This is a genomic window from Picosynechococcus sp. NKBG15041c (assembly GCF_055380235.1).
The window spans coordinates 845,339-866,204 of record NZ_AP040363.1; the positions used below are offsets into that span (position 1 = coordinate 845,339).

18 protein-coding genes, 1 tRNA gene and 1 other RNA gene are annotated in these 20,866 nt (G+C 49.8%); 7 read left to right on the top strand and 13 right to left on the bottom strand.

Features of this window, described 5'->3' with window-relative positions:
• Positions 1-17 precede the first annotated feature (17 nt).
• Entirely contained in the window at positions 18-746 is a 729-nt protein-coding gene (gene rpaB, locus ACZ45B_RS04140) for a response regulator transcription factor RpaB (RefSeq protein ID WP_024545999.1), read from the bottom strand.
• Positions 747-967: 221 nt separating this feature from the next.
• On the opposite strand from rpaB (ACZ45B_RS04140), the gene radA reads away from it, so the two are divergent.
• Positions 968-2,386 (top strand): DNA repair protein RadA, encoded by a 1,419-nt coding sequence (gene radA, locus ACZ45B_RS04145; RefSeq protein ID WP_096416925.1) that lies wholly within the window; start codon positions 968-970, stop codon positions 2,384-2,386.
• Positions 2,387-2,391: 5 nt separating this feature from the next.
• Here the strand turns inward: radA and ACZ45B_RS04150 are convergent, their stop codons facing one another.
• Positions 2,392-3,606, bottom strand: a complete 1,215-nt coding sequence (locus ACZ45B_RS04150; RefSeq protein ID WP_024545998.1) for a site-2 protease family protein — start codon at positions 3,604-3,606, stop codon at positions 2,392-2,394.
• Between the two features lie 139 nt (positions 3,607-3,745).
• Here ACZ45B_RS04150 and ACZ45B_RS04155 point away from each other — a divergent pair.
• A tRNA-Pro gene (locus ACZ45B_RS04155) sits at positions 3,746-3,819 on the top strand.
• A gap of 67 nt (positions 3,820-3,886) precedes the next feature.
• On the opposite strand, the gene truB is transcribed toward ACZ45B_RS04155, so the two are convergent.
• Positions 3,887-4,834 (bottom strand): tRNA pseudouridine(55) synthase TruB, encoded by a 948-nt coding sequence (gene truB, locus ACZ45B_RS04160; RefSeq protein ID WP_024545997.1) that lies wholly within the window; start codon positions 4,832-4,834, stop codon positions 3,887-3,889.
• Positions 4,835-4,992: 158 nt separating this feature from the next.
• Between truB and rpaB (ACZ45B_RS04165) the strand changes: the two genes are divergently transcribed.
• Positions 4,993-5,739, top strand: coding sequence for a response regulator transcription factor RpaB (gene rpaB, locus ACZ45B_RS04165; protein WP_029681828.1), 747 nt, complete (start codon positions 4,993-4,995; stop codon positions 5,737-5,739).
• A gap of 20 nt (positions 5,740-5,759) precedes the next feature.
• On the opposite strand, the gene rnpB is transcribed toward rpaB (ACZ45B_RS04165), so the two are convergent.
• From rnpB to ACZ45B_RS04195, 6 genes are all read right to left on the bottom strand, one after another.
• Positions 5,760-6,143, bottom strand: an RNA gene (gene rnpB, locus ACZ45B_RS04170) — RNase P RNA component class A.
• Between the two features lie 24 nt (positions 6,144-6,167).
• Positions 6,168-6,803 carry a bifunctional phosphoribosyl-AMP cyclohydrolase/phosphoribosyl-ATP diphosphatase HisIE gene (gene hisIE, locus ACZ45B_RS04175; RefSeq protein WP_029681827.1) on the bottom strand — a complete coding sequence of 212 codons (636 nt, stop codon included), beginning with the start codon at positions 6,801-6,803 and terminating at the stop codon, positions 6,168-6,170.
• A gap of 159 nt (positions 6,804-6,962) precedes the next feature.
• A complete protein-coding gene (gene rpmA, locus ACZ45B_RS04180; protein ID WP_024545994.1) occupies positions 6,963-7,229 on the bottom strand; it encodes a 50S ribosomal protein L27 in 267 nt (88 codons plus the stop codon).
• Between the two features lie 73 nt (positions 7,230-7,302).
• Positions 7,303-7,650 carry a 50S ribosomal protein L21 gene (gene rplU, locus ACZ45B_RS04185; RefSeq protein WP_024545993.1) on the bottom strand — a complete coding sequence of 116 codons (348 nt, stop codon included), beginning with the start codon at positions 7,648-7,650 and terminating at the stop codon, positions 7,303-7,305.
• Between the two features lie 362 nt (positions 7,651-8,012).
• Entirely contained in the window at positions 8,013-10,382 is a 2,370-nt protein-coding gene (gene pcrA / locus ACZ45B_RS04190; RefSeq protein ID WP_024545992.1) for a DNA helicase PcrA, read from the bottom strand.
• Positions 10,383-10,433: 51 nt separating this feature from the next.
• Positions 10,434-10,904, bottom strand: coding sequence for a tellurite resistance TerB family protein (locus ACZ45B_RS04195; RefSeq protein WP_236612463.1), 471 nt, complete (start codon positions 10,902-10,904; stop codon positions 10,434-10,436).
• A 190-nt stretch (positions 10,905-11,094) separates the two neighbouring features.
• Between ACZ45B_RS04195 and zds the strand changes: the two genes are divergently transcribed.
• Positions 11,095-12,555, top strand: a complete 1,461-nt coding sequence (gene zds / locus ACZ45B_RS04200; RefSeq protein ID WP_464675000.1) for a 9,9'-di-cis-zeta-carotene desaturase — start codon at positions 11,095-11,097, stop codon at positions 12,553-12,555.
• A gap of 215 nt (positions 12,556-12,770) precedes the next feature.
• Here zds and ACZ45B_RS04205 read toward each other — a convergent pair whose 3' ends face one another.
• The 3 genes from ACZ45B_RS04205 to ACZ45B_RS04215 form a co-directional block, all read right to left on the bottom strand.
• Positions 12,771-12,914: a high light inducible protein gene (locus tag ACZ45B_RS04205; protein WP_024545990.1), complete on the bottom strand. Its 144-nt coding sequence runs from the start codon at positions 12,912-12,914 to the stop codon at positions 12,771-12,773.
• Positions 12,915-13,064: 150 nt separating this feature from the next.
• Positions 13,065-13,694 (bottom strand): precorrin-8X methylmutase, encoded by a 630-nt coding sequence (locus ACZ45B_RS04210; protein ID WP_024545989.1) that lies wholly within the window; start codon positions 13,692-13,694, stop codon positions 13,065-13,067.
• Positions 13,695-13,824: 130 nt separating this feature from the next.
• Entirely contained in the window at positions 13,825-15,117 is a 1,293-nt protein-coding gene (locus ACZ45B_RS04215) for a D-alanyl-D-alanine carboxypeptidase (protein WP_024545988.1), read from the bottom strand.
• 145 nt (positions 15,118-15,262) lie between these two features.
• On the opposite strand from ACZ45B_RS04215, the gene plsX reads away from it, so the two are divergent.
• From plsX to ACZ45B_RS04230, 3 genes are all read left to right on the top strand, one after another.
• Complete coding sequence (gene plsX / locus ACZ45B_RS04220) at positions 15,263-16,354, top strand: phosphate acyltransferase PlsX (protein WP_024545987.1); 1,092 nt, start codon at positions 15,263-15,265, stop codon at positions 16,352-16,354.
• Positions 16,355-16,403: 49 nt separating this feature from the next.
• Positions 16,404-17,408 carry a beta-ketoacyl-ACP synthase III gene (locus tag ACZ45B_RS04225; protein ID WP_024545986.1) on the top strand — a complete coding sequence of 335 codons (1,005 nt, stop codon included), beginning with the start codon at positions 16,404-16,406 and terminating at the stop codon, positions 17,406-17,408.
• Between the two features lie 159 nt (positions 17,409-17,567).
• A complete protein-coding gene (locus ACZ45B_RS04230; RefSeq protein ID WP_024545985.1) occupies positions 17,568-18,053 on the top strand; it encodes a DUF1499 domain-containing protein in 486 nt (161 codons plus the stop codon).
• 103 nt (positions 18,054-18,156) lie between these two features.
• Here ACZ45B_RS04230 and ACZ45B_RS04235 read toward each other — a convergent pair whose 3' ends face one another.
• Positions 18,157-20,682, bottom strand: a complete 2,526-nt coding sequence (locus ACZ45B_RS04235; protein WP_024545984.1) for a glycogen/starch/alpha-glucan phosphorylase — start codon at positions 20,680-20,682, stop codon at positions 18,157-18,159.
• Positions 20,683-20,866: the final 184 nt, after the last annotated feature.

Sequence of the window (20,866 nt, forward strand, 5' to 3'; positions counted from 1 at the left end):
TGTCCAGTGACAGGAGCCTATTCATCACCCGGTTCAAGGATCCGTTGAAACAAATACCCTGTACCTCTCGCTGTCAAAATCAATTCTGGATTGCTGGGGTCATCTTCTAGCTTTGCCCTCAGGCGGGAAATATGCACATCCACAACGCGGGTGTCCACATGGCGCTCAGGGGTATAGCCCCAAACTTCCTGGAGGATTTCTGAGCGGGAAAAGGGCTCCCCAGAACGACTCACCAGTAATTCAAGCAAGCTAAATTCCATACCTGTGAGCCGAATGCGCTCATCACCTTTGTATACTTGGCGCTTATTGGTATCAATGCGGATTGAACCCACATGGATCACTCCAGAGCTGGGAATGCCCGTCACTCCATTTTTTTCAACCCGGCGGAGCACCGAGCGAATTCTTGCTTCGAGCTCCTTCGGAGAAAAGGGTTTGACCACATAGTCATCGGCTCCGAGTTCCAAACCGGTAATTCGATCCGCTACGTCCCCCAGGGCCGTTAACATGATAATGGGCACATCAGACTCTTTGCGGAGTTCTTGGCAGACGCCGTAGCCATCAAGCTTCGGCATCATTACGTCGAGCACCACAAGGTCAGGGTCAGTTTCATCAAAGGTAGCCAGGGCTTCTTCGCCATCAGCGGCCGTCACAACCTCATAACCGATCATGGAGAGGCGGGTTTCGAGAATGCGTCGGATGCTGGCCTCGTCGTCAACGACTAGAATTCTTTCTTTATGATTTTCCAAGTTCCTTTACGCTCCTGTTGACTTTCGGTAAGTGTTATTGAAGTTTATTAAGTAGAGTGCTCTAGATATAAGAATATCGCTTTCCTGAAATCTGACGAGGGTTGTGGCCGTGGTTTTCAGGAAAATAAGCCATTTTTTAAGATTTATTTCGGAAAGTTTGGGTTGCGCTGGAGTACGAGTGCCACAAATTGAAATCTGTTGTGAGGAGAGACCCAAAAATCATGGCCAAGGCCAAAACTGTTTATATCTGTCGTGAGTGTGGGGCGGAGGCCCGCCAGTGGCTTGGAAAATGTCCAGACTGCGGTGTTTATGGTTCTCTCCAAGAGGAAATCCGTGAGAAGGAAAGTAGTGCTGGGGTTAGCCGCACTTGGCATCAAAAACCGTCTACCCATTCTAAAAGTGCTGCCCCCATACCCCGTACAGCGATTAAGTTTTCAGAAATTGATACAGGCCGACAGATGCGGTTTGGGTCTGGATTTGGGGAACTAGACCGTGTTCTTGGGGGGGGCTTAGTGCCGGGATCTCTGGTACTGATTGGTGGTGATCCGGGCATTGGTAAATCTACTTTATTACTCCAGGTCGCTTATCAACTCAGTGCGGATTTACCACGGATTTTGTATGTGTCGGCGGAGGAGTCGGGCCAACAAATTAAACTGCGGGGCGATCGCCTCCGGTCTGCGGACCAGAACCCTGAGGAAAATTTATATATCCTCACAGAAACCGGCCTAGAAACAATTTTGGGGGAACTGGAAACCCTGCGGCCCCAGGTGGCGGTGATCGACAGTATTCAAACCCTATATTATTCGGCGTTGGGTTCTGCGCCAGGGTCGGTGTCCCAGGTGCGGGAATGCACGTCGGCATTGATGCAGGTGGCAAAGCGGGAAAATATCACTCTTTTTATCGTCGGCCATGTGACCAAAGAGGGGGCGATCGCCGGGCCACGGGTCTTAGAGCATTTGGTTGATACAGTCTTGTATTTTGAGGGCGATCGCTATGCCTCCCATCGTCTGTTGCGGTCGGTAAAAAATCGCTTCGGAGCGACCCATGAGGTCGGTATTTTTGAGATGGGGGAAGGGGGTTTAGAAGAAGTCCTTAATCCCTCGGAACTCTTTCTCGGTAACCGCGATGAAGTCACCCCAGGGACAGCCACCGTCGTCGCCTGTGAAGGAACCCGTCCTCTGTTGGTAGAACTGCAAGCCCTCGTTAGTCCCACCAGCTACGCTTCCCCTAGGCGATCGACGACGGGGGTAGATTATTCGCGCCTCCAACAAATTTTGGCGGTCTTGGAAAAACGGGTTGGTATTCCCCTCTCGAAGCTCGATGCCTATGTTGCCTCAGCGGGCGGACTCACGGTTTCAGAGCCTGCCGTTGACCTGGGGATGGCTGTTTCTCTAGTGGCGAGTTTTCGCGATCGCCTGGTTTCTCCCCAAACGGTGATTATTGGCGAAGTGGGCCTGGGGGGGCAGATTCGGCCTGTGTCTCACCTGGAAACCCGACTGCGGGAAGCGATGAAACTAGGCTTTACCCGGGCGATTGTACCCAAAGGGCAAAAATTACCGGACGGTCTTGACCTGGATATCATTCCCGTGGGCAGGATCTTAGATGCGATTGTCGCGGCCCTACCCGCTGCCCAGGAGTAAGCCTGTTAAGATTCCGCTTGCAGTTGCTGGGCAATTTCTACGAGGGGAAAGCCAGTAGGGTAGATCCGTTCTGTGCGGATTCGCTGAAGCTCCTGGGGGGGGAGAATAATGGCGTATTCTTTGGCGATCGCCTGGACAATATTGGCCCGGTCAATGATCCCCGCCACTGCTCCGGCTGGGGAAAGCACCGTGATAAAAGGATCTTCTAAGGCTTCTAGGGCACAGATCACCGTGGCTAAATTGTCCTGTTCTGTGACCGCTGGGATTTCTGTCAAGGGGGAGGCGATCGCCGTTAATTCCAACTGTTCCCACTGGCTCCGTTCGATGTGACGGAGATCTTGGGGCCGAATGAGACCGCGATAACGGCCTTCGGAGCTGGCATAGGTGGGCCGGGTGGGTTTTGTTGCTAAGACTAGATATTGATCTGCGAATTCCCGCAGGGAAAGGTGAGCATTCACCACCCGAAAATCTCGGGCCATGACCACCTCTGCCTTGAGGTGCAATAAAAAATTCTGTAAATCACTGATCCGTTCGTAGGCGTTGGCATTACGCAGCACAAACCAACCAATCAGTGCTAGCCACAAGCCGCCAAATTCGCCAACGAGCAACACGACCAACAGACCAAAGGCGATCGCCATTGTCCCCAGAAATTTGCCACTGGCCGCCGCATAACGAACTCCCTTAAGGCGATCGCCCGTCCATTGCCAAACAACGGCTTTCAACATTTGTCCCCCATCTAGAGGCAAACCAGGAATCAAGTTAAACAGTGCTAAAACTAAATTCAAACGGGCCATATCCCGCGTGAAAAAGATGCCCACTTCCCCCAGAGGCACATATTGCCACAGCAACCAAAATAGGCAAAATAAACTCAAACTCACCAAGGGCCCGGCAATCGCCACCGCAAAAGCACCTAGGGGATTTTGGGATTCGCGGTCAATGGCCGCTACCCCCCCAAATAAAAAAAGAGTGATTGATTTAACGCCGATCCCCTGGGATTTTGCCACCAAACTATGGCCCAATTCGTGGAGCAGCACCGAACTAAACAGCAACAACGCCATGGTTAGCCCCACAACCATCGCCCAAAAAGGCGATCGCACTAAACCCTGGGCGAGGACATCATTGGCATCCACCGCCGTAATCAAAATTAAAATTACAAACCAGGAACGATCCAGGTATAACGGGATGCCAAAGAGCGATCCCACTTGCCAATTCTTTTGCATAGCACCCACAGAAACCGTCGGCGAAAATATTCAGAGAAGGGTCACCTGCGATCATAACAACTTTGGGCGATCGCCTTTTTTAAAGAAAAATCTTGCCATTTCAAAAAACATCGCCTACAATGTAACACTGTTGACAAAACGGGGCGTAGCGCAGCTTGGTAGCGCACCACTTTGGGGTAGTGGGGGTCGTGGGTTCAAATCCCGCCGCTCCGATCCAAATTCAAAAAAATCCCCCCGCGAGCTTCTGGACTATCCAGGAGCTTTTTTTGGTTTTCTGTCCCTAGCGACCTGTCAAAACGACTCGACCGGCCAAAACGATCGCCGCCGGATCTTCTTTACTCGGACGCAAAGCCCCAATACCGAGGCAATGATTTGCCAGATCATAAATGGCAAGGGGGGCTCCCAGAGGCTCTGGCAGATCAGGGTCCCAAGCAATTTTTTGGCCATAGCTCCACTGTTCCACCTGGGTCGCCGTTAAAACCAATCGGGGTAAATGGGCCAGAATTTGATCGGGTGGGAGAAATTTGAATGATCCCGCTTCTCGCTGGGCCGCAATCTCTTCAAGGGTTACACTTTCTGCCAAGGCAAAACCACCGCTCAATGTCCGGGTTAACCCAGATAGGGTGGCCCCTACCCCTAATTTTTCGCCTAGGTCCCTGGCGATCGCCCGGATGTAGGTGCCTTCGCCGCAATGAATATCAAGGGTTAATTCTGGAAAATCCCCCGGTTGCCAAGCATGGATCTTCAGAGAACTAACCTCCACTTGGCGACTGGGTACATCCACCGCAATGCCCTGGCGAGCTAACTCATACAGCCGTTTTCCATCCCGTTGAATCGCGCTAAAAGCAGGTGGAATTTGGGTAATCGTCCCTAAAAAATCCGGTAAAACAGCTTCAATCTGCGTCAGAGTTAAAGCACCGCAGGCTTGCTGGAAAATCACGTCTCCTTCCAAATCATCTGTGGTTGTCTTGACCCCAAAGCGGACGATGCCCCGATAAGTCTTTTGTTTGGGTAAATATTGCAACAGACGGGTGGCTTTACTGACGGCGATCGGTAGTACCCCCGTCGCCATTGGATCTAGGGTTCCTCCATGGCCAATTTTTTTTGTCCCCAGGAGCCGCCGCAATTTTCCTACACAGTCATGGGATGTCCAACCAGCATCTTTATATAAATTGATAAATCCCCAGTCATGATTCCCCTGGAGTTCTGGGGTGGGTTGCTGTTCCAAATGACCTCCTCTTTCGCCCTGTTAACGGCAACAAACCCTTGTATTTTGCCCTATCCTGGCTTGGCACGACAAAAAAGATCTTGCTATACTTCTTGTAACGAAATGTAAAGAATCGTTTCTAAGAAACCCCACCGTTGCAACAAGGAGTTCCGTCCATCGTGGTAGACAATAAGGCAACCATCCTCGTGGTCGATGACGAAATCGCCGTACGTCGTATTTTACAGACCCGTCTATCCATGATTGGCTATGAAATCATGACAGCTGCTGATGGCGATGAGGCCCTTGAGTTGTTTTGGCGCGAGGATCCAGACTTAGTTATCTTAGATGTGATGATGCCGAAGCGGGATGGCTATTATGTGTGCCAAGAAATCCGCCGGGAATCAAATACGCCGATTATTATGCTGACAGCCCTCGGTGATGTGGCAGACCGGATTACGGGCCTCCGCTTTGGGGCGGATGATTACCTCATCAAGCCTTTTTCGCCTAAAGAGCTTGAAGTGCGGATCCAATGTATTCTCCGACGTACCCAAAAAACCATTGCCCCCACTGAGGAATCAGGCATTCTCCGGACGGCGAACCTGGTGATCGACACAAACCGCCGCAAGGTCACCCAGAATAACAAGCCCCTGCGCTTAACCCATATTGAGTTTAATTTGCTGGAATTATTGGTGAATCAGGCGGGAGAACCTCTCAGCCGCACAGATATTCTCACGGCTATTTGGGGCTATGTGCCTCGTCGCCACAGCGATCTACGGGTGGTGGATGTTCATGTGTCGCGTCTCCGGTCAAAAATCGAAAATGACCCGCGCCAGCCGGAATTTATCATCACGGAACGGGGTACAGGCTATCTTTTCCGAAAGTTACCGCTGGCGATCGCCTCTAATACTCCATCAATCGCCGTCTAGTTTTCGGTTGTTTTAAAGATCAGGAGAGTCAGACATAAGCCGGGTTCTGTTCCCTTGCAACGCAAGAGGGCAGTTATCTATCTAGGATGGCTGTTACCAACCACCTCCAGCGGCACTCCAATAGCGGGATCGGAAAAAGACCAACCATTATCCCTCCGTCCTTGCTCCCCACCGGGGTTTACCGAGCCAGCACCTCACGATACTGCTGGTGCGCTCTTACCGCACCTTTGCACCCTTACCAGATCGTCTAGGTGAACCTGTCGGATCTTCGGCGGTATGTTTCTGTGGCACTATCCTCACGCTCACGCGCACTGGGCGTTACCCAGCAAGTTTGGTCTTTCGGGAGCCCGGACTTTCCTCAGAACTGATCTCAAGGCCAGTCCTGCAACTGCCTCGCCAACTCTCCTATGGATCAGTGTAACGGTATTTTATTTGCGGCGTCTATCCTGGAGCTTTTTGTACACGTCCCGCAACTCGACCCCATGGTGGGCGATCGCCACGAGGGAATGGTAAAAAAGATCGGCCACTTCCCCGGCGATATCGTCTTTATCATCGTCTTTGCAGGCCATCACCACCTCAGCGGCTTCCTCGCCGATTTTCTTGAGGATCTTGTTATCCCCGGCGTCAAAAAGGCTGTTGGTATAGGATCCGGCCTGGGGGTTATCGCGGCGATCGCGAATCACGTTAAAGACTTCCGAGAGAGTATCAGCGACGGGGGCAGACTTGCTGTGGTCAACTTGGTGAAAACAGCTCCGTTCCCCCGTGTGGCAAGCGATATCGCCAATCTGTTCAATGGCCATTAAAATCGCGTCACTGTCGCAGTCATAGCGGAGAGATTGCACCTTTTGAATATGACCAGAGGTGGCGCCTTTGTGCCAAAGCTCCTGGCGAGAGCGGCTCCAGTACCAGGCTTCCCCTGTTTCCATGGTTTTCTGGAGAGATTCGCGGTTCATCCAGGCCAACATCAGCACCGTACCATCGAGATAATCTTGGGCGATCGCCGGCACCAATCCCTGTTCATTGAAACGCACCTGATCCAGTGGAATAGCACCTAGCAAACTCATGTTGACGATCTCCAATGTCGAAAAATAGCAGATGGATAAATAGGGCTAGTGGCACAGTTGCCAATAAAAAAAGAAAGCCCAGTTTTTGAGCTTTCCCAGTATAAATGTAAACCCCGGCGAATGATGTAGCCGAGGATTTAATCAAAGTGCAGAGAAGATTTATGCAGTCGCGTCAGCGGGATAAACGCTCACTTTACGACGGCCTTTTTTGTAAAACTCAAACTTAACAACACCATCGATCAAGGCGAAGAGAGTGTCATCACCACCGCGACCAACATTGTTACCGGGGTGAACTTTGGTGCCCCGTTGACGAATGAGGATGCTGCCTGAGGTTACGGCTTCACCACCATAACGCTTTACACCGAGGCGTTGGGCGCGGGAGTCGCGACCGTTACGAGTACTACCTGTACCTTTCTTATGTGCCATTGCTATTGTTCTCCAGTTGCGAGGAATCTAGGAATGTATTGTAACAGTGAAATTTTGGGTGCAGCTACCAGAACTAGGCTTCTGCTTTGGCGGCGATAACTTTACCACCGACACTGATGCTGTCGATCATGAAGCGGGTGAAATACTGGCGGTGACCACGCTTTTTCCGGGTTTTCTTCTTGGGCAGCATTTTGTAAACCAACACTTTTTTGGCACGACGCTGGGCCACAACGGTGCCTTCGACGGTGGCGCCTTCGATGAAGGGTTGGCCGATGGTGATGCCATTGTCATCGCTGATCAGTAGCACTTTATCGATGGTGTAGTTGCCATCGATATCAACGTCGAGTCTTTCGATGTCATAGAAACGGCCGGGTTCGACGCGGACTTGCTTACCGCCGGTTTCAACAATTGCGTAACTCATAAAAATAGTGATTTTTCTATAGGGTTGCCGTACAGGTAGCAATCGTCTTTTTGTCTGTGGTTCTGAGCCAAGCAAGGCGATCGCATTTTACTGTGTCACCTGATCCGAGCAGGATATAAAGACACAATCATCTACTATAGGTTTAATTTAGGCGAAGCGTCAACAATAATGGTAGGCAACGACCCCGTAACTACTACATTTGTTGTTGGGAACGAATCCTGACAACGTACTCTGATGTCTTTCTGTGTCCACCAAAACATTGCGGTGGAAGCATCATCAAAAAATTTAGTCGCCAACAAAACTTGTTGGCAATGACCCCATAACTACTACATTTGTTGTTGGGAGTAAATTCTCAAGCTACCCTAAATTTTTTTCATGGGGGCCACCCGGGGATCGATAATTTTTTTACCCAGATTCGGAAAGGCGATCGCCAAGTTCATTTTTTGATCATCGCCAAAGATTTTGATCACTTCCCCTTCGCCAAAAACGTTATGATGAACGCGATCGCCTACGGCCCATTGTTGTTGTATCACTTGGCGCTGGGCAGCTTGTCGCACCTGCTTTGTCTGGGAGCGTTGCTTTTGGCTAATGGACATCATTTTAGGTTCCTGCTGCGGGGCCGCCTTCGCCAAGGATTTCACATTAGAAGTAACCAAATCGCTGGGTAATTCAGCCAGGAATTGAGACGCAACGGCGGGTTCACGGTAACCCCACATGTATCGTTCTCTGGTGTAACTAAGGAAAAGCTGTTCCTGGGCACGGGTTAAGCCCACATAGCACAGCCGCCGTTCTTCTTCTAGGGCGACGGGATCATCAAGTGATCGCGAATGGGGAAATAAACCCTGTTCGAGGCCGACAAGAAACACGACGGGAAATTCTAAACCTTTGGCCGAATGGAGGGTCATGAGCGAAACTTGCTGGGCTTCATCATCGAGATTGTCTAAATCCGAGGCGAGGGAAGCATTTTCTAAAAAGCCGTTTAAACTGCCGTCTTCGTTTTCTTCTTGGAACTGCAGCATGGCATTATACAGTTCAGAAATATTTTCGACGCGGCTGTCAGCTTCTTCCGTACCCTGCATTCTTAGATCATCGACATAGCCAGAATTTTCCATCACATAATCGAGGATATCCGCCGCGCGCATAGTGGACATTTTTTCTTGCATTTCGCGAATCAGGCCGGAAAATTCATTGATTTTTCGGGCAGCCCGGCCAGCAATGGTGGCGACGGAGGTTTCATCGCTGAGAATTTCCCAGAGGGGGCAGCCTAATTCTTGGGCGGCATGGTTGAGCTTATCGACGGTGGTTTTCCCGATGCCCCGCTTGGGAGTATTAATCACCCGCATCAGACTGAGGGTATCGGCGGGGTTGGCGATCGCCTTCAGGTAGGCCAAGGCATCTTTAATTTCTTTGCGATCGTAGAACTTGAAGCCGCCGACCACTTGGTAGGGAATATTGCCCCGGAGCAGGAGATCTTCAAAAGGCCGGGACTGGGCATTGGTGCGGTAAAGGATCGCAAAATCACCCCAATCTAGTTCTGGGTTACTGCGCCGCAGGCCAAGAATTTGGTTAATCACAAAGCGGGCTTCTTCGTTTTCGTTGTCCGCTTTGTGGCAATAAATTTCTTCTCCAGCGCCCCGGGTGGCCTTGAGAACTTTATCAATGCGTTGGCTATTTTGTTCGATGAGGGCGTTGGCCGCCCGGAGAATATTTTCCCGGGAGCGGTAATTTTCCTCCAGTTTGACCATGGTTTGGGTCGCATCATCGGGGAGGCGATCGCCAAAATTTTCCTGAAATTCCAGCAGAATCGTAAAGTCCGCCATCCGAAACGAATAGATCGACTGGTCCGCATCGCCGACGACAAACAAAGAACGATTATTCCAACTGAGCGCCCCTTGATCCGTTTCCCCATTGGTACTAAGCAAGCGGATCAGCTCGTACTGAATCCGGTTCGTATCTTGGTATTCATCAACGAGAATGTGGTGAAACTGACTATGCCAATAGCCGAGGATCGATTCATTCTGTTGAAATAGGCGCACCGGAATCAAGATTAAATCATCAAAATCAAGGGAATTATTTGCCGCCAATTCATTTTGATAGACCTCATAGACCTCTGCTGTTACCTTTGCCTTGTAACCGCCCCCTTCCGAGCGGAGATAATCATTGGGGGAAAGGCCGAGGTTTTTTGCATTGCTGATCTGGTAGCGGATCGTGCGGGGATTAAACTTTTTGTCGTCGAGGTTCAGCTGCTGGGTGACAATTCTTTTGATCAGGGTTTGAACGTCGCTATCGTCCATGATCGTAAAATTACGCTCCCAGGTACGGCCCCGTTCATCTTGGTATTTGTTGATGTCATAGCGGAGGATCCGCGCACAAAGGCTGTGAAACGTGCCAATCCAAAGCTGTTTGGTGACCTGTTTATAAACTTGCGATCGCAATTTCTTTTGTTCCAGCTCTGACAAGGCACTGAGGGGCTTGGCATGGTGCAAGTCTGCCAACTGTTGCGCATAGAGCAGTTCTACCCGTTCTTTCATTTCCCGGGCGGCCTTGTTGGTAAAGGTCACCGCCAAAATATTTTCGGGGTCAACGCGGTGATTCCGAATTAAATGGGCGATGCGAAAAGTTAACGCCCTGGTTTTCCCTGATCCGGCCCCGGCCACCACCAGGAGCGGCCCGCAAAAATGTTCGACGGCACGGCGTTGGGAGGCATTGAGTTGGGCTAACAGATCAGACATGGACAGGGGAGGTTACAGAACAAAAGGATTCCCCATTGTAAGATATTGCCTTCAGTCTGACGGGTCCGGCGATTCGATCTCGGCGATCGCCCCTTTGTAGAGTTTTTGAATTGATTTCATGACCCGGTTCAATAGAGGATGAGCTTGGGGCTGACCCGGATCGAGGGACTGGATTCGATGTAGCAGTTTGGCTTCCGCCGTTTCAATTTGACTATCGCTATAGACCATATGACTGACTGCATCAAGTAACTCTTGGTACTCGGCGGCATCGGTATGGTCTTCGATGTATTCTTCCAGAAGTTGATAGCAAGCCTCTGGTTTCATGGGAACGACTTCACACAACAACGCGCGAATATCTGGATCCTGAGTCAAATTTTTTTGGGCGGCGATTTGATGCAGATATTGCCGCTCTTCCGGTTGGATTTCCCCATCGATCCAAGCCGCGCTACAGAGAATTTTAAATAGCTGTTTATCTTTGTCTGTTATCTGCACAGCGTTTCCTCCCCAAATGCTAAACGTCATAAAAATTGCCTGAATGCCTCTACCCTAAACCGCCTCCCTCTAGTGGGGGGATTTTTGTTGGATATCTTATAGCTTGGCCCCAAGGTTAATGGAAATAAGAGAAAGAAAAGCGATCGCCCCCCAGGGGAATCCCGGCGATCGTTTACAATATTTAATACTTTTTTGAGAATCAAACCCTAGGACAAAAGTAATGCGTGTAGCAATCGTTGGAGCAGGCCTTGCCGGACTCAGCACCGCCATCGAACTGGTCGATGCAGGCCATGAAGTCGAAATCTTTGAAGCTCGTCCCTTTGTCGGTGGAAAAGTTGGCAGTTGGGTCGACAAAGACGGCAATCACATCGAAATGGGCCTCCATGTCTTCTTCGGCTGCTACTACAACCTCTTTGCCTTGATGGAAAAAGTCGGTGCAGGCAATAACCTCCGCCTCAAGGAACATACCCACCAATTCATCAATGAAGGAGGCAAAATAGGTGAACTTGATTTCCGTTTCCCCTTCGGAGCCCCATTCCATGGCCTAAAAGCCTTCTTTACTTCTTCTCAACTTTCGGCGATCGACAAAGCCGCCAACTCCCTAGCACTGGGTACAAGTCCCATTGTGCGTGGCCTCGTCGATTTCGAAGGCGCCATGAAAACAATCCGGGAGCTTGATCGCATTAGCTTTGCCGACTGGTTCCGCAGCCATGGTGGCAACGACGGCAGCCTCAAAAAAATGTGGAATCCGATCGCCTATGCCCTAGGTTTTATCGATACCGAAAATATTTCTGCCCGTTGCATGCTGACGATCTTCATGTTCTTCGCCGCAAAAACAGAAGCCTCTGTCTTACGGATGCTGGAAGGTTCGCCCCATGAATATCTGCACAAACCGATCACCGATTATCTCGAAGCTCGCGGCACAAAAATTCATACTCGCCGCCGCGTCACCGACGTGAACTACTCCCTCGAAGGGGAAGCAAAAATTAATAGTATTGTCGTCAACAATGGTGAAACGAACGAAACTATTACCGCTGATACCTATGTTTTTGCGCTGGATATCCCCGGCATTCAACGGATTATTCCCAATGCCTGGCGAAAATGGTCAGAATTTGACAACATCTACAAATTAGATGCAGTTCCCGTAGCCACAGTGCAACTGCGCTTTGACGGTTGGGTAACCGAATTAAACGACCCCGAAAAACGCAAGCAACTAGAAAACGCCGCAGGCATTGATAACTTGCTCTATACCCATCAAGCTGATTTTTCTTGTTTTTCAGATCTTGCCCTTTCTAGCCCTAGTAGCTATTACAAAGAAGGTGAAGGTTCTTTAATGCAGTTGGTGCTCACCCCTGGCGATCCCTTCATCAAGAAAAGCAATGAAGAAATTACCCAACATGTTCTGAATCAAGTGCATAAACTTTTCCCTTCCTCCCGTGAGTTAAACATGACCTGGTCAAGCGTGGTGAAACTGGCCCAATCTCTCTACCGAGAAGCGCCAGGAATGGATCCCTACCGTCCTGCGCAGACAACTCCTATCAGTAATCTATTCCTCGCGGGCAGCTATACCCAACAGGACTACATTGATAGCATGGAAGGCGCGACTATTTCTGGACGCCAGGCTGCCGCCGCGATTCTAAGTAAAGTAGGACAACTCAATAAAACCCCTGCGACGGTTTAAAGACACTCTTTGGGGGAACCCGGCTTAAACTCGATCATAATCTGTATAAATCTCTCCGTGCTTGGGGAGATTTTTTTATTTTGAGCACCATTGAACTTCGGCTCAATTTCAATAAAAAAAGAGAGAAGATTTTTCCTCTCTCACAGCTTTATTTACGGCGTTAACCGTTGATTTAGGTTAATGAGTCTTGAAAAGTAAGTTTCAGTTTCTAAAATCTACATTAGGCCGAGCTGAGCCAGAATTCCTTTCCCCGTCAACAGTTCAGTCAACAGACCAATAATGAATCCAAGCATCGCTAAACGGCCATTCCAATTTTCGGCAAATGCACTGAAGCCAAATTTGCTTTCTTGATTTTCCATGATTATGTTCCTCAGAAGACTTAGTAAGGGGATAATTGTTTTTGAGTCAATTGTCTTGACATTTAATTTAACAAATATTTCTTCTATGGCGCAATATTTTGTTACCTTTTCCTGATAACTAGGCTTCAAGCAGTCCTTAGAGCTGAGATGTCAAGAATTCTTGCCTGCATCTTGTTCGTAGGCTTGCCAAGCAAGGTGAATCAAGCCATTCATAATGGCAACAGCAACTACGACTCCACCTTTACGACCTTGAATACAGATGTAGGGGATGTCTGCTTCTTCGAGGAGACGTTGGGGAATCGTTCCTGTGAGAAAGTTAGCAGGGGTCAACACGACTAAGGCTGGACGAATGATTTCTTTTTTGACCAAGGTAACGACACTGGAAAGGGCGGTCTGGGATTGACCAACAAGAAAAATGGCTTCGGGATAACGACGCGCGAGGGTTTCAATGCCCCAAGATGTTTGGGTTTTACCTTTTTGGGGGCGGGTAAGGGTTTCGGCACTGCAATAGACGGGGTTGGCAAAAGTGCTTTGTAAGTTTTCTGTGATGCCAACTCGCACCATTGGTACATCAACCACAATGGTGCTGCGAGCGGCTAAGGCAGCGGCTCCTGCCTGAAGAGCCTGTTCAGAGAAACGAATGAGCTGGGCATATTCAAAGTCAGCGGTATGGTAAATGACTTGGCGAACGATTTCGTATTCGGCCGGGGAAAAAGCGTGCTTGCCAATTTCACGGTCGATGATCGCTAGACTTTGGGCGTCAGTGATATGCCATTCCATAGTGGTGGGATTTTCCTCTTCGTTTTTCGAGGCGCTTTGGGGCAGTTCTTATTCTGGCATACCCAAAAAGCGGTCAGGCTTTTCTCTGGGAAAATTTAACCTGATGGGGTGACTGGCAGTTAAGACGACTTTAGAGAGGAGCGACTTGGATGCGATCGAGATTACCAAAATAGTCTTGGGACTCTTGGTCTTGGGGCAAAATCAATTGCCACTGTTGGTTCAGGTTTTGCAACAGTTGATCTTGTTGCTGACGATAGCCGCTCACATCCCAGGTGCCATTGTTGATAATCGCAAACCAGATATTGCCTTGCTCTTGGGTGGGAATGACGCCAGCAAGGGCACTGACTTGGTTGAGGGTTCCTGTTTTGATGGCGATGCCTGGGGGAATAGTACGCTGACGGAGAGTACCACCTTGGTCTTGACCCGCGATGGGAAATAATTCAAAGATGTTTAGGGGTTGACCTTGGAGCTTGGTTTCGATCGCCTGAAGCATTGCCACGGTCGCCCGGGGAGAGATTTGATTTTCGACGCCGAGGCCAGAGCCATTGATCAGTTGAATTTCGGCCTCTGGAATTTCGAGAGTCTGGGCAATTTGTCGACCGATCGCTGGCCCCCCCCCTAATTGGTCGGCGATCGCCTCGGCCATGGCATTGTTGCTATAGAGATTGAGCTGTTTGAGGATTGTTGTGAGGGGCAGCGATTGATGGGTCAGTAAAAGTTCCGCCTCCTCGGGCACAACGGCCTGTGCTAACACCTGGCCAGAAATAGCGACCTGGGGTTGGGGCGGCTCCCCGGGGATTTGGTTATATTGTCCCCGGATTTCTAAGTCCCAGAACCGTTGGTCGAAGGCGCGGCGCAGATTATCACCAGACTGTTTTGCCTCGGCGACAAAATTGAGCATTAACTCGCCGACAATCACTAGGTCACCTTCTACCTGACGAATTCCGGCCTGATTGAGGGCATTCCCAATGGCGATCGCCTCTTCCCAGACAAACAGCGGGTTTCCGCCCGATTCAACGATTAAATTGCCCCGTAAAATGCCATTTTCAACACTCCCCACCTGATAAACCTTGGTTGTAAATTGATGGTTAACGGGCCAAGTTTCTAAGGCCGCCAAGGTCGTCGCAATTTTCGTGAGAGAGGCCGCCGCCAAGGGCTTCTCTCCCTGGTAAGTGCCGAGGGTAGACCAGGCTGACTCGAACCAAATCCCTTGCAAGGCAAGATCTTTGTCCCCTTCAGCGAGGCCCTCAAGGTATTGATTAATGATCTCCTGGGTGCGGCGATCGGGTTTATGGCGAATCTCAAAAAGACTCGCTTCTTGCCATTGCAAGCTTGGGTAGGGGGCGATCGCCATTGCGGTGCCATCCGGCTGTAAAGACAGCCCCAAAAATCCCAAAACCCCCAATCCTAGCCCATAGAGCATGCTCTGTCCCTCAAAAATCTGTGTTGATCCAAAATCACAATCAAAATTTGGGTCAATGATACCAACATTGAAATCTTCTTGGCCGCCCCTTCAGTGACCCAACAGGGTTCTGGTAATATGTTGAAGGCTTCTATTCCTGATAACAATGCCATCGACACGCGCGAAAATAGCCATAGACGCTATGGGAGGAGATCATGCTCCAGACGAGATCGTCGCCGGGGCGATCCGAGCTGTAGAAGAACTCGATGTGGAAGTTTTTCTCGTCGGGGATCCGATCCAAATCCAAAAATACCTAGATGGCCATGGCGCCACCTCCCCGTTTCTCCATGTGGTAGAAGCCGAAGGAGTGGTTGAGATGTGTGAAGAACCCCTCGTGGCTATCCGCCGTAAGCCGAAGGCGTCGATCAATGTTTCTATGCAATTGGTACGTAAAAAACAAGCCGATGCCGTAGTTTCAGCCGGACATTCTGGGGCGGCAATGGCCTCTGCACTTCTCAAACTTGGACGTATTAAAGGAATTGATCGCCCGGCCATTGGCGCCGTCTTTCCGACCCTTGATCCCGAGCGGTCTGTGATTGTCCTGGACGTGGGGGCAAATGTCGATAGTCGTCCTAAATATCTCGAACAGTTCGCCTTGATGGGAACGATTTATAGTAAATATGTCCTGGGCAACAAAGAGCCCCAGGTGGGTTTACTCAACATTGGGGAAGAGCCTTCTAAGGGCAATGAACTGGCCCTCAAAACCCATGAACTTCTGGTCGGTAATCCGGCAATTCCCTTTAAAGGCAACGCCGAAGGCCGCGATGTTCTGTCGGGAGAGTTTGACGTGGTGGTCTGTGACGGATTTGTCGGCAATATTCTCCTGAAGTTTGCGGAATCTGTGGGCTCTGTATTGCTGCAAATCCTTAAGGAAGAAATCCCCCGTGGCATCCGAGGCAAAGTGGGGGCGGCGGTTCTGATGCCAAACCTGAAGCAGATTAAGCAACGGGTTGACCATGCAGAACACGGAGGAGCATTGCTTTTTGGGGTGGCTGGCGTTTGTATTATCAGCCATGGCAGCTCGAAAGCTCCCTCAATTTTTAACGCGATTCGCCTTGCAAAAGAGGCGATCGACAATCAGGTAATCCAGCGGATTCAAAATTATACCGAAGAACATCAAGCTCTGCTTGGGCAGGAAAACCAGGGGGCAGAGCTCTCTGAGGTGGCTTCTGGTACAACGATAGAAAAAAGCGAGTGAATAGATTACTATCAGATGAATCATCTCCGAGGAGAAAGGGAGTCGAGCATTGAAATTTGATGGGGCAGGGATTGCCATTACAGGAAGTGGCTCTGCCACACCGAAAGCAGTTGTCCATAACGATGATTTAAGTCAACTGATGGACACATCGGATGAGTGGATTCGGACGCGGACAGGAATTCGTAACCGCCACTTAATGGCAGAAAATGGCAGCCTCAGTGAGCTGGCTGCAACTGCGGCAAAAAAGGCGATCGCCGCGGCCCATCTCCAACCAGAAGACATAGATTTAATTTTGCTCGCCACTTCTACCCCCGATGATCTATTTGGTAGTGCAGGGAAGGTGCAGAGCCTAATTGGGGCCAAAAACGCCGTCGCCTTTGACCTGACGGCAGCTTGTTCTGGGTTTGTGTTTGGCCTTGTTACCGCCGCCCAATATCTCCGCACAGGTACGTTTCAAAAAATTGTTGTGATCGGTGCTGATGTTTTATCTCGGTGGGTAGACTGGGGCGATCGCAGCACCTGTGTACTTTTTGGCGATGGAGCTGGGGCCGTCGTTTGCCAAAGTAGCCCCCAGGATCAGCTCCTCGGCTTTGAAATGTATAGTGATGGCAGCCAAAATGACTGCTTGAATCTTCCCTATAAGGGTCATCCAAAATATTTGATCCATGATGTTTCGGTCCAGCAGGGAAACTATCAGGCGATCGCCATGAATGGTCGTGAAGTTTATCGCTTTGCCGTGGCAAAAGTACCAGAAGTCATTGAAAAAACCCTGTTCCGTGCCAATTTGACGACCGAAGATATTGACTGGCTCATTCTCCACCAGGCAAATCAACGGATTATCGATGCGGTGGCCAAGCGGCTAAAGTTACCCTCCGAGAAAGTGATCGCCAATCTCCAGGAATATGGCAATACTTCAGCAGCATCTATTCCCATTGCCCTCGATGAAGCGGTACGGGGTGGCAAAATTAAACCAGGTCAAACCATTGTTACCTCTGGATTTGGGGCAGGTTTATCCTGGGGATCAGCTATTTTCAAATGGGGCATGTCCCACTAGGGGATTGCCGTCGCCGCTTGAAACAAGCTAAAACACATTTTTGATCTCAGTATTCTTTATCTCAGTATTCTTTCGGCTGTAAGCTGCGGGCCCAGGCCATTTGAGAAGCGAATAGGAGGAATATGTCACCATAGGGGATGTTGTTTGTCAATTTTCCCCATGCTGCGTTCTATTCTCATGATTTGTTTAACCTTGTGCCTATGGACGATTGCTCCCCTGGCAAGTTGGGCCGCTTCTCCTTTCGCAGGGACAGCACCGACTAATCTAGGGGTTCAGGCAGAACACCTGGCACCCTGTCCGAGCACTCCCAATTGTGTTGTTAGCCAAGGTGGTGATCGTGAACATCAAATTGCGCCCATCGTTTATCAAGGCGATCGCCCACAGGCTTACCAAGCCCTAGTGCAAGTTCTGGGTGTGGTCCCCCGCACAGAGATTATCAAGCAGACAGATGACTATATCCGTGCTGAATCTCGCAGCCGTATTTTTGGTTTTGTAGATGATGTGGAATTTTATTTTCCAGCAACAGAACCAGTCATCCAAATGCGTTCCGCCTCCCGCCTTGGGGAATCCGATTTAGGCGTCAACCGTCGCCGTCTTGAACAAATTCGCTTGGCCCTGAAAGATCTCGGCATTGCCCAAAATTAATTGGCCAGATTTAAATAAACCACAAAAAAGGTGGGCCAGCTCTGACCCACCCACTATGCTAGGCATTTATTGAAGTGAAACCAATTAGGCGATCACCTATCGCCTAGAGGGTCACAGGTACTGACTTAGCGCACCAAATTTCCTTCACATATTCATCAATGGTGCGATCAGAGGAAAATTTACCCACCCGCGCTGCGTTGAGAATCGACATCCGCGTCCAACGCTCCGTTTCTGTATAGGCATTGGCGACATCCTGCTGACATTCCACATAGGATTCATAATCGGCTAATAGCACGTACTGATCGTCATAAAGGAGAGAATTAACAATCGGCTTAAACATCTCCGTATCCCCGTGGGAAAAATCACCTCGGGCAATGCGATCAATCACACCCTTAAGCTCAGCATTATTGTTGTAATAGTGCATCGGGTCGTAGCCATTGGCCTTGAGGTGATAAACTTCCTCCGCCGTAAGCCCAAAGAGGAAGAAATTATCTGCCCCCACCTCTTCACGGATTTCGATATTAGCCCCATCTAAAGTACCGATGGTCAAAGCACCATTCATCGCAAATTTCATATTGCCCGTGCCAGAGGCTTCCTTCCCAGCAGTGGAAATCTGTTCCGAGAGATCGGCGGCGGGGTAGATTTTTTGACCGAGGGAAACATTGAAATTTTCGAGGAAAACAACCTTGAGGCGATTGTGAGTGTCGGGGTCATTATTAACCACCTCTGCCACAGCATTGACCAATTTGATGATCAGTTTGGCCATAAAATAACCAGGCGCCGCTTTCCCACCAAAGATCATCGTCCGAGGCACCATCTTAATGGCTGGGTTGTGTTTAATGCGGTTGTAGAGGGTGATGATAAACAGCACATCCAACAATTGGCGCTTGTATTCGTGGATGCGCTTAACCTGGATGTCAAAAATCGAATTAGGGTTCACCTCAATGCCGTTGTGGTACTCGATGTAGCTGGCCAGCTTGATTTTGTTTTGGTGCTTAATTTCGCGCCACTGACGACGGAATTCTGGATCATCGACAAATTCTTCGATGCGTCGTACCTGTTCTAGGTTCTTAATCCAGCCAGTGCCGATCTTACTCGAGATCAAGTTTGCCAACTGAGGATTACATTGACGGATCCAGCGGCGGGGGGTCACACCATTGGTTTTATTTTTGAATTTTTCAGGCCAAATGCGGGCAAACCCTTTGAGGGTATCAGCTTTCAACAAGTCTGTATGGAGGGCCGCAACCCCGTTAATGGCATGGCTGCCCACACAGGCTAAGTTTGCCATCCGGATTGACTTTTGGGGATATTCTTCGATAATCGACAGTTCGCTAATCAGGGCATCGAGGTCATTGCTATCGGCGTACCAGGTTTTTAGATTTTCGATGAACCGGAAGTTGATTTCATAGATGATTTCCAGGTGGCGGGGCAAGAGCTGCTCGAACATCTCAACGGGCCAACGCTCTAATGCTTCGGGCATTAGGGTGTGGTTAGTATAGGCGAGGGTTTTTTGGGTAATATGCCAAGCGCGATCCCAGGGGAGATTGTGTTCATCAATTAACAAACGCATCAACTCAGCAACGGCGATCGCCGGGTGGGTGTCGTTGAGCTGGATAGTATAGAAATCGAAGAAATTATCAAGATTGGGCTGCTTCTTCAGGTGAGAACGAATCATGTCCTGGAGGGAAGCAGACACAAAGAAGAATTGTTGCTCAAGGCGCAGCTGACGCCCCTGGGGGGTGTTGTCATTGGGGTAGAGCACCTTAGAAATATTTTCTGAAGAAATTTGGTTCGCGACCGCGCCATCATAATCTCCGGCATTAAAAGCATCGAAATTAAAGCCTTCATCTTCGGCGGCCATAGCACTCCAGAGACGGAGAACGTTGACGGTGTTGTTGCCATAGCCAGGGACGGGAGTATCGTAGGGTACAGCTTTCACCCGGCGGGCAGGAACCCAAACAGCGCAGGGATAACCTTTATCGCAGTGGTAAACTTCCGTATGGCCACCAAAAGGGATTTCCAGGGCTTCGGCTTGGCGACAAATTTCCCAGGGGTTACCGTTCCGGAGCCATTTGTCGGGTACTTCTACTTGCCAGCCGTTGCGGATGTATTGATGAAAAATCCCAAATTCATAGCGAATACCATAGCCGATCGCCGGAATTTCGAGGCAAGCGAGGGAGTCCAAAAAGCAAGCTGCAAGGCGGCCCAGGCCACCATTGCCCAAGCCAGGATCGACTTCTTCTTCGAGAATGCTTTCAAGTTTAATGCCGCTTTCAGCCAGCATTTCGGCAATGGTTTCGTAAATGCCTAGGCTAATTAGATTATTACCCAGATAGCGCCCCATCAAAAATTCGGCGGAGAGGTAGCAGACGGTTTTGGCACCAGTCTCTAGGTAAGTCTGTTCAGTTTTTTTCCACCGCTCTAGGAGGCGATCGCGCACCACATTGGCTAGGGCAATGTAATAATCCCGTTGTTGAGCGGCATCTTTATCAATACCAGCAGAATAGAAAAGGTGTTCGAAAAATGCACGGCGGAGACTTTCTTTATCCATCCCAGTGCGATCGCCACTCACACCGAGGGAAGATAAGCCGTGGGTATTTACTGAGGGTGTGGAAGATTGTGTTTGCACGGTAAATTATTACTCCTAACAAGATAAACGGTGGTTTAGGGTTCTTTGCATGGCGGTAGTGGGGATGATCCCGTAGCCTGACAACGCGCCTGATCAGTCAACGACATCCAAACGAATCAAGGATGAAAATTTTTGTCCCTCCGAGGCCCACCGTTGTACTGCCATTTTGCAGTCTGCCCCGTCA

Excerpts from the sequence above, each read along its gene's own strand:
- radA (WP_096416925.1), top strand. The coding sequence starts at position 968 with ATGGCCAAGGCCAAAACTGTTTATATCTGTCGTGAGTGTGGGGCGGAG.
- ACZ45B_RS04150 (WP_024545998.1), bottom strand. The coding sequence starts at position 3,606 with ATGCAAAAGAATTGGCAAGTGGGATCGCTCTTTGGCATCCCGTTATAC.
- hisIE (WP_029681827.1), bottom strand. The coding sequence starts at position 6,803 with ATGAGTTTGCTAGGTGCTATTCCACTGGATCAGGTGCGTTTCAATGAA.
- rpmA (WP_024545994.1), bottom strand. The coding sequence starts at position 7,229 with ATGGCACATAAGAAAGGTACAGGTAGTACTCGTAACGGTCGCGACTCC.
- rplU (WP_024545993.1), bottom strand. The coding sequence starts at position 7,650 with ATGAGTTACGCAATTGTTGAAACCGGCGGTAAGCAAGTCCGCGTCGAA.
- pcrA (WP_024545992.1), bottom strand. The coding sequence starts at position 10,382 with ATGTCTGATCTGTTAGCCCAACTCAATGCCTCCCAACGCCGTGCCGTC.
- ACZ45B_RS04195 (WP_236612463.1), bottom strand. The coding sequence starts at position 10,904 with ATGACGTTTAGCATTTGGGGAGGAAACGCTGTGCAGATAACAGACAAA.
- zds (WP_464675000.1), top strand. The coding sequence starts at position 11,095 with ATGCGTGTAGCAATCGTTGGAGCAGGCCTTGCCGGACTCAGCACCGCC.
- ACZ45B_RS04205 (WP_024545990.1), bottom strand. The coding sequence starts at position 12,914 with ATGGAAAATCAAGAAAGCAAATTTGGCTTCAGTGCATTTGCCGAAAAT.
- ACZ45B_RS04210 (WP_024545989.1), bottom strand. The coding sequence starts at position 13,694 with ATGGAATGGCATATCACTGACGCCCAAAGTCTAGCGATCATCGACCGT.
- ACZ45B_RS04215 (WP_024545988.1), bottom strand. The coding sequence starts at position 15,117 with ATGCTCTATGGGCTAGGATTGGGGGTTTTGGGATTTTTGGGGCTGTCT.
- plsX (WP_024545987.1), top strand. The coding sequence starts at position 15,263 with ATGCCATCGACACGCGCGAAAATAGCCATAGACGCTATGGGAGGAGAT.
- ACZ45B_RS04230 (WP_024545985.1), top strand. The coding sequence starts at position 17,568 with ATGCTGCGTTCTATTCTCATGATTTGTTTAACCTTGTGCCTATGGACG.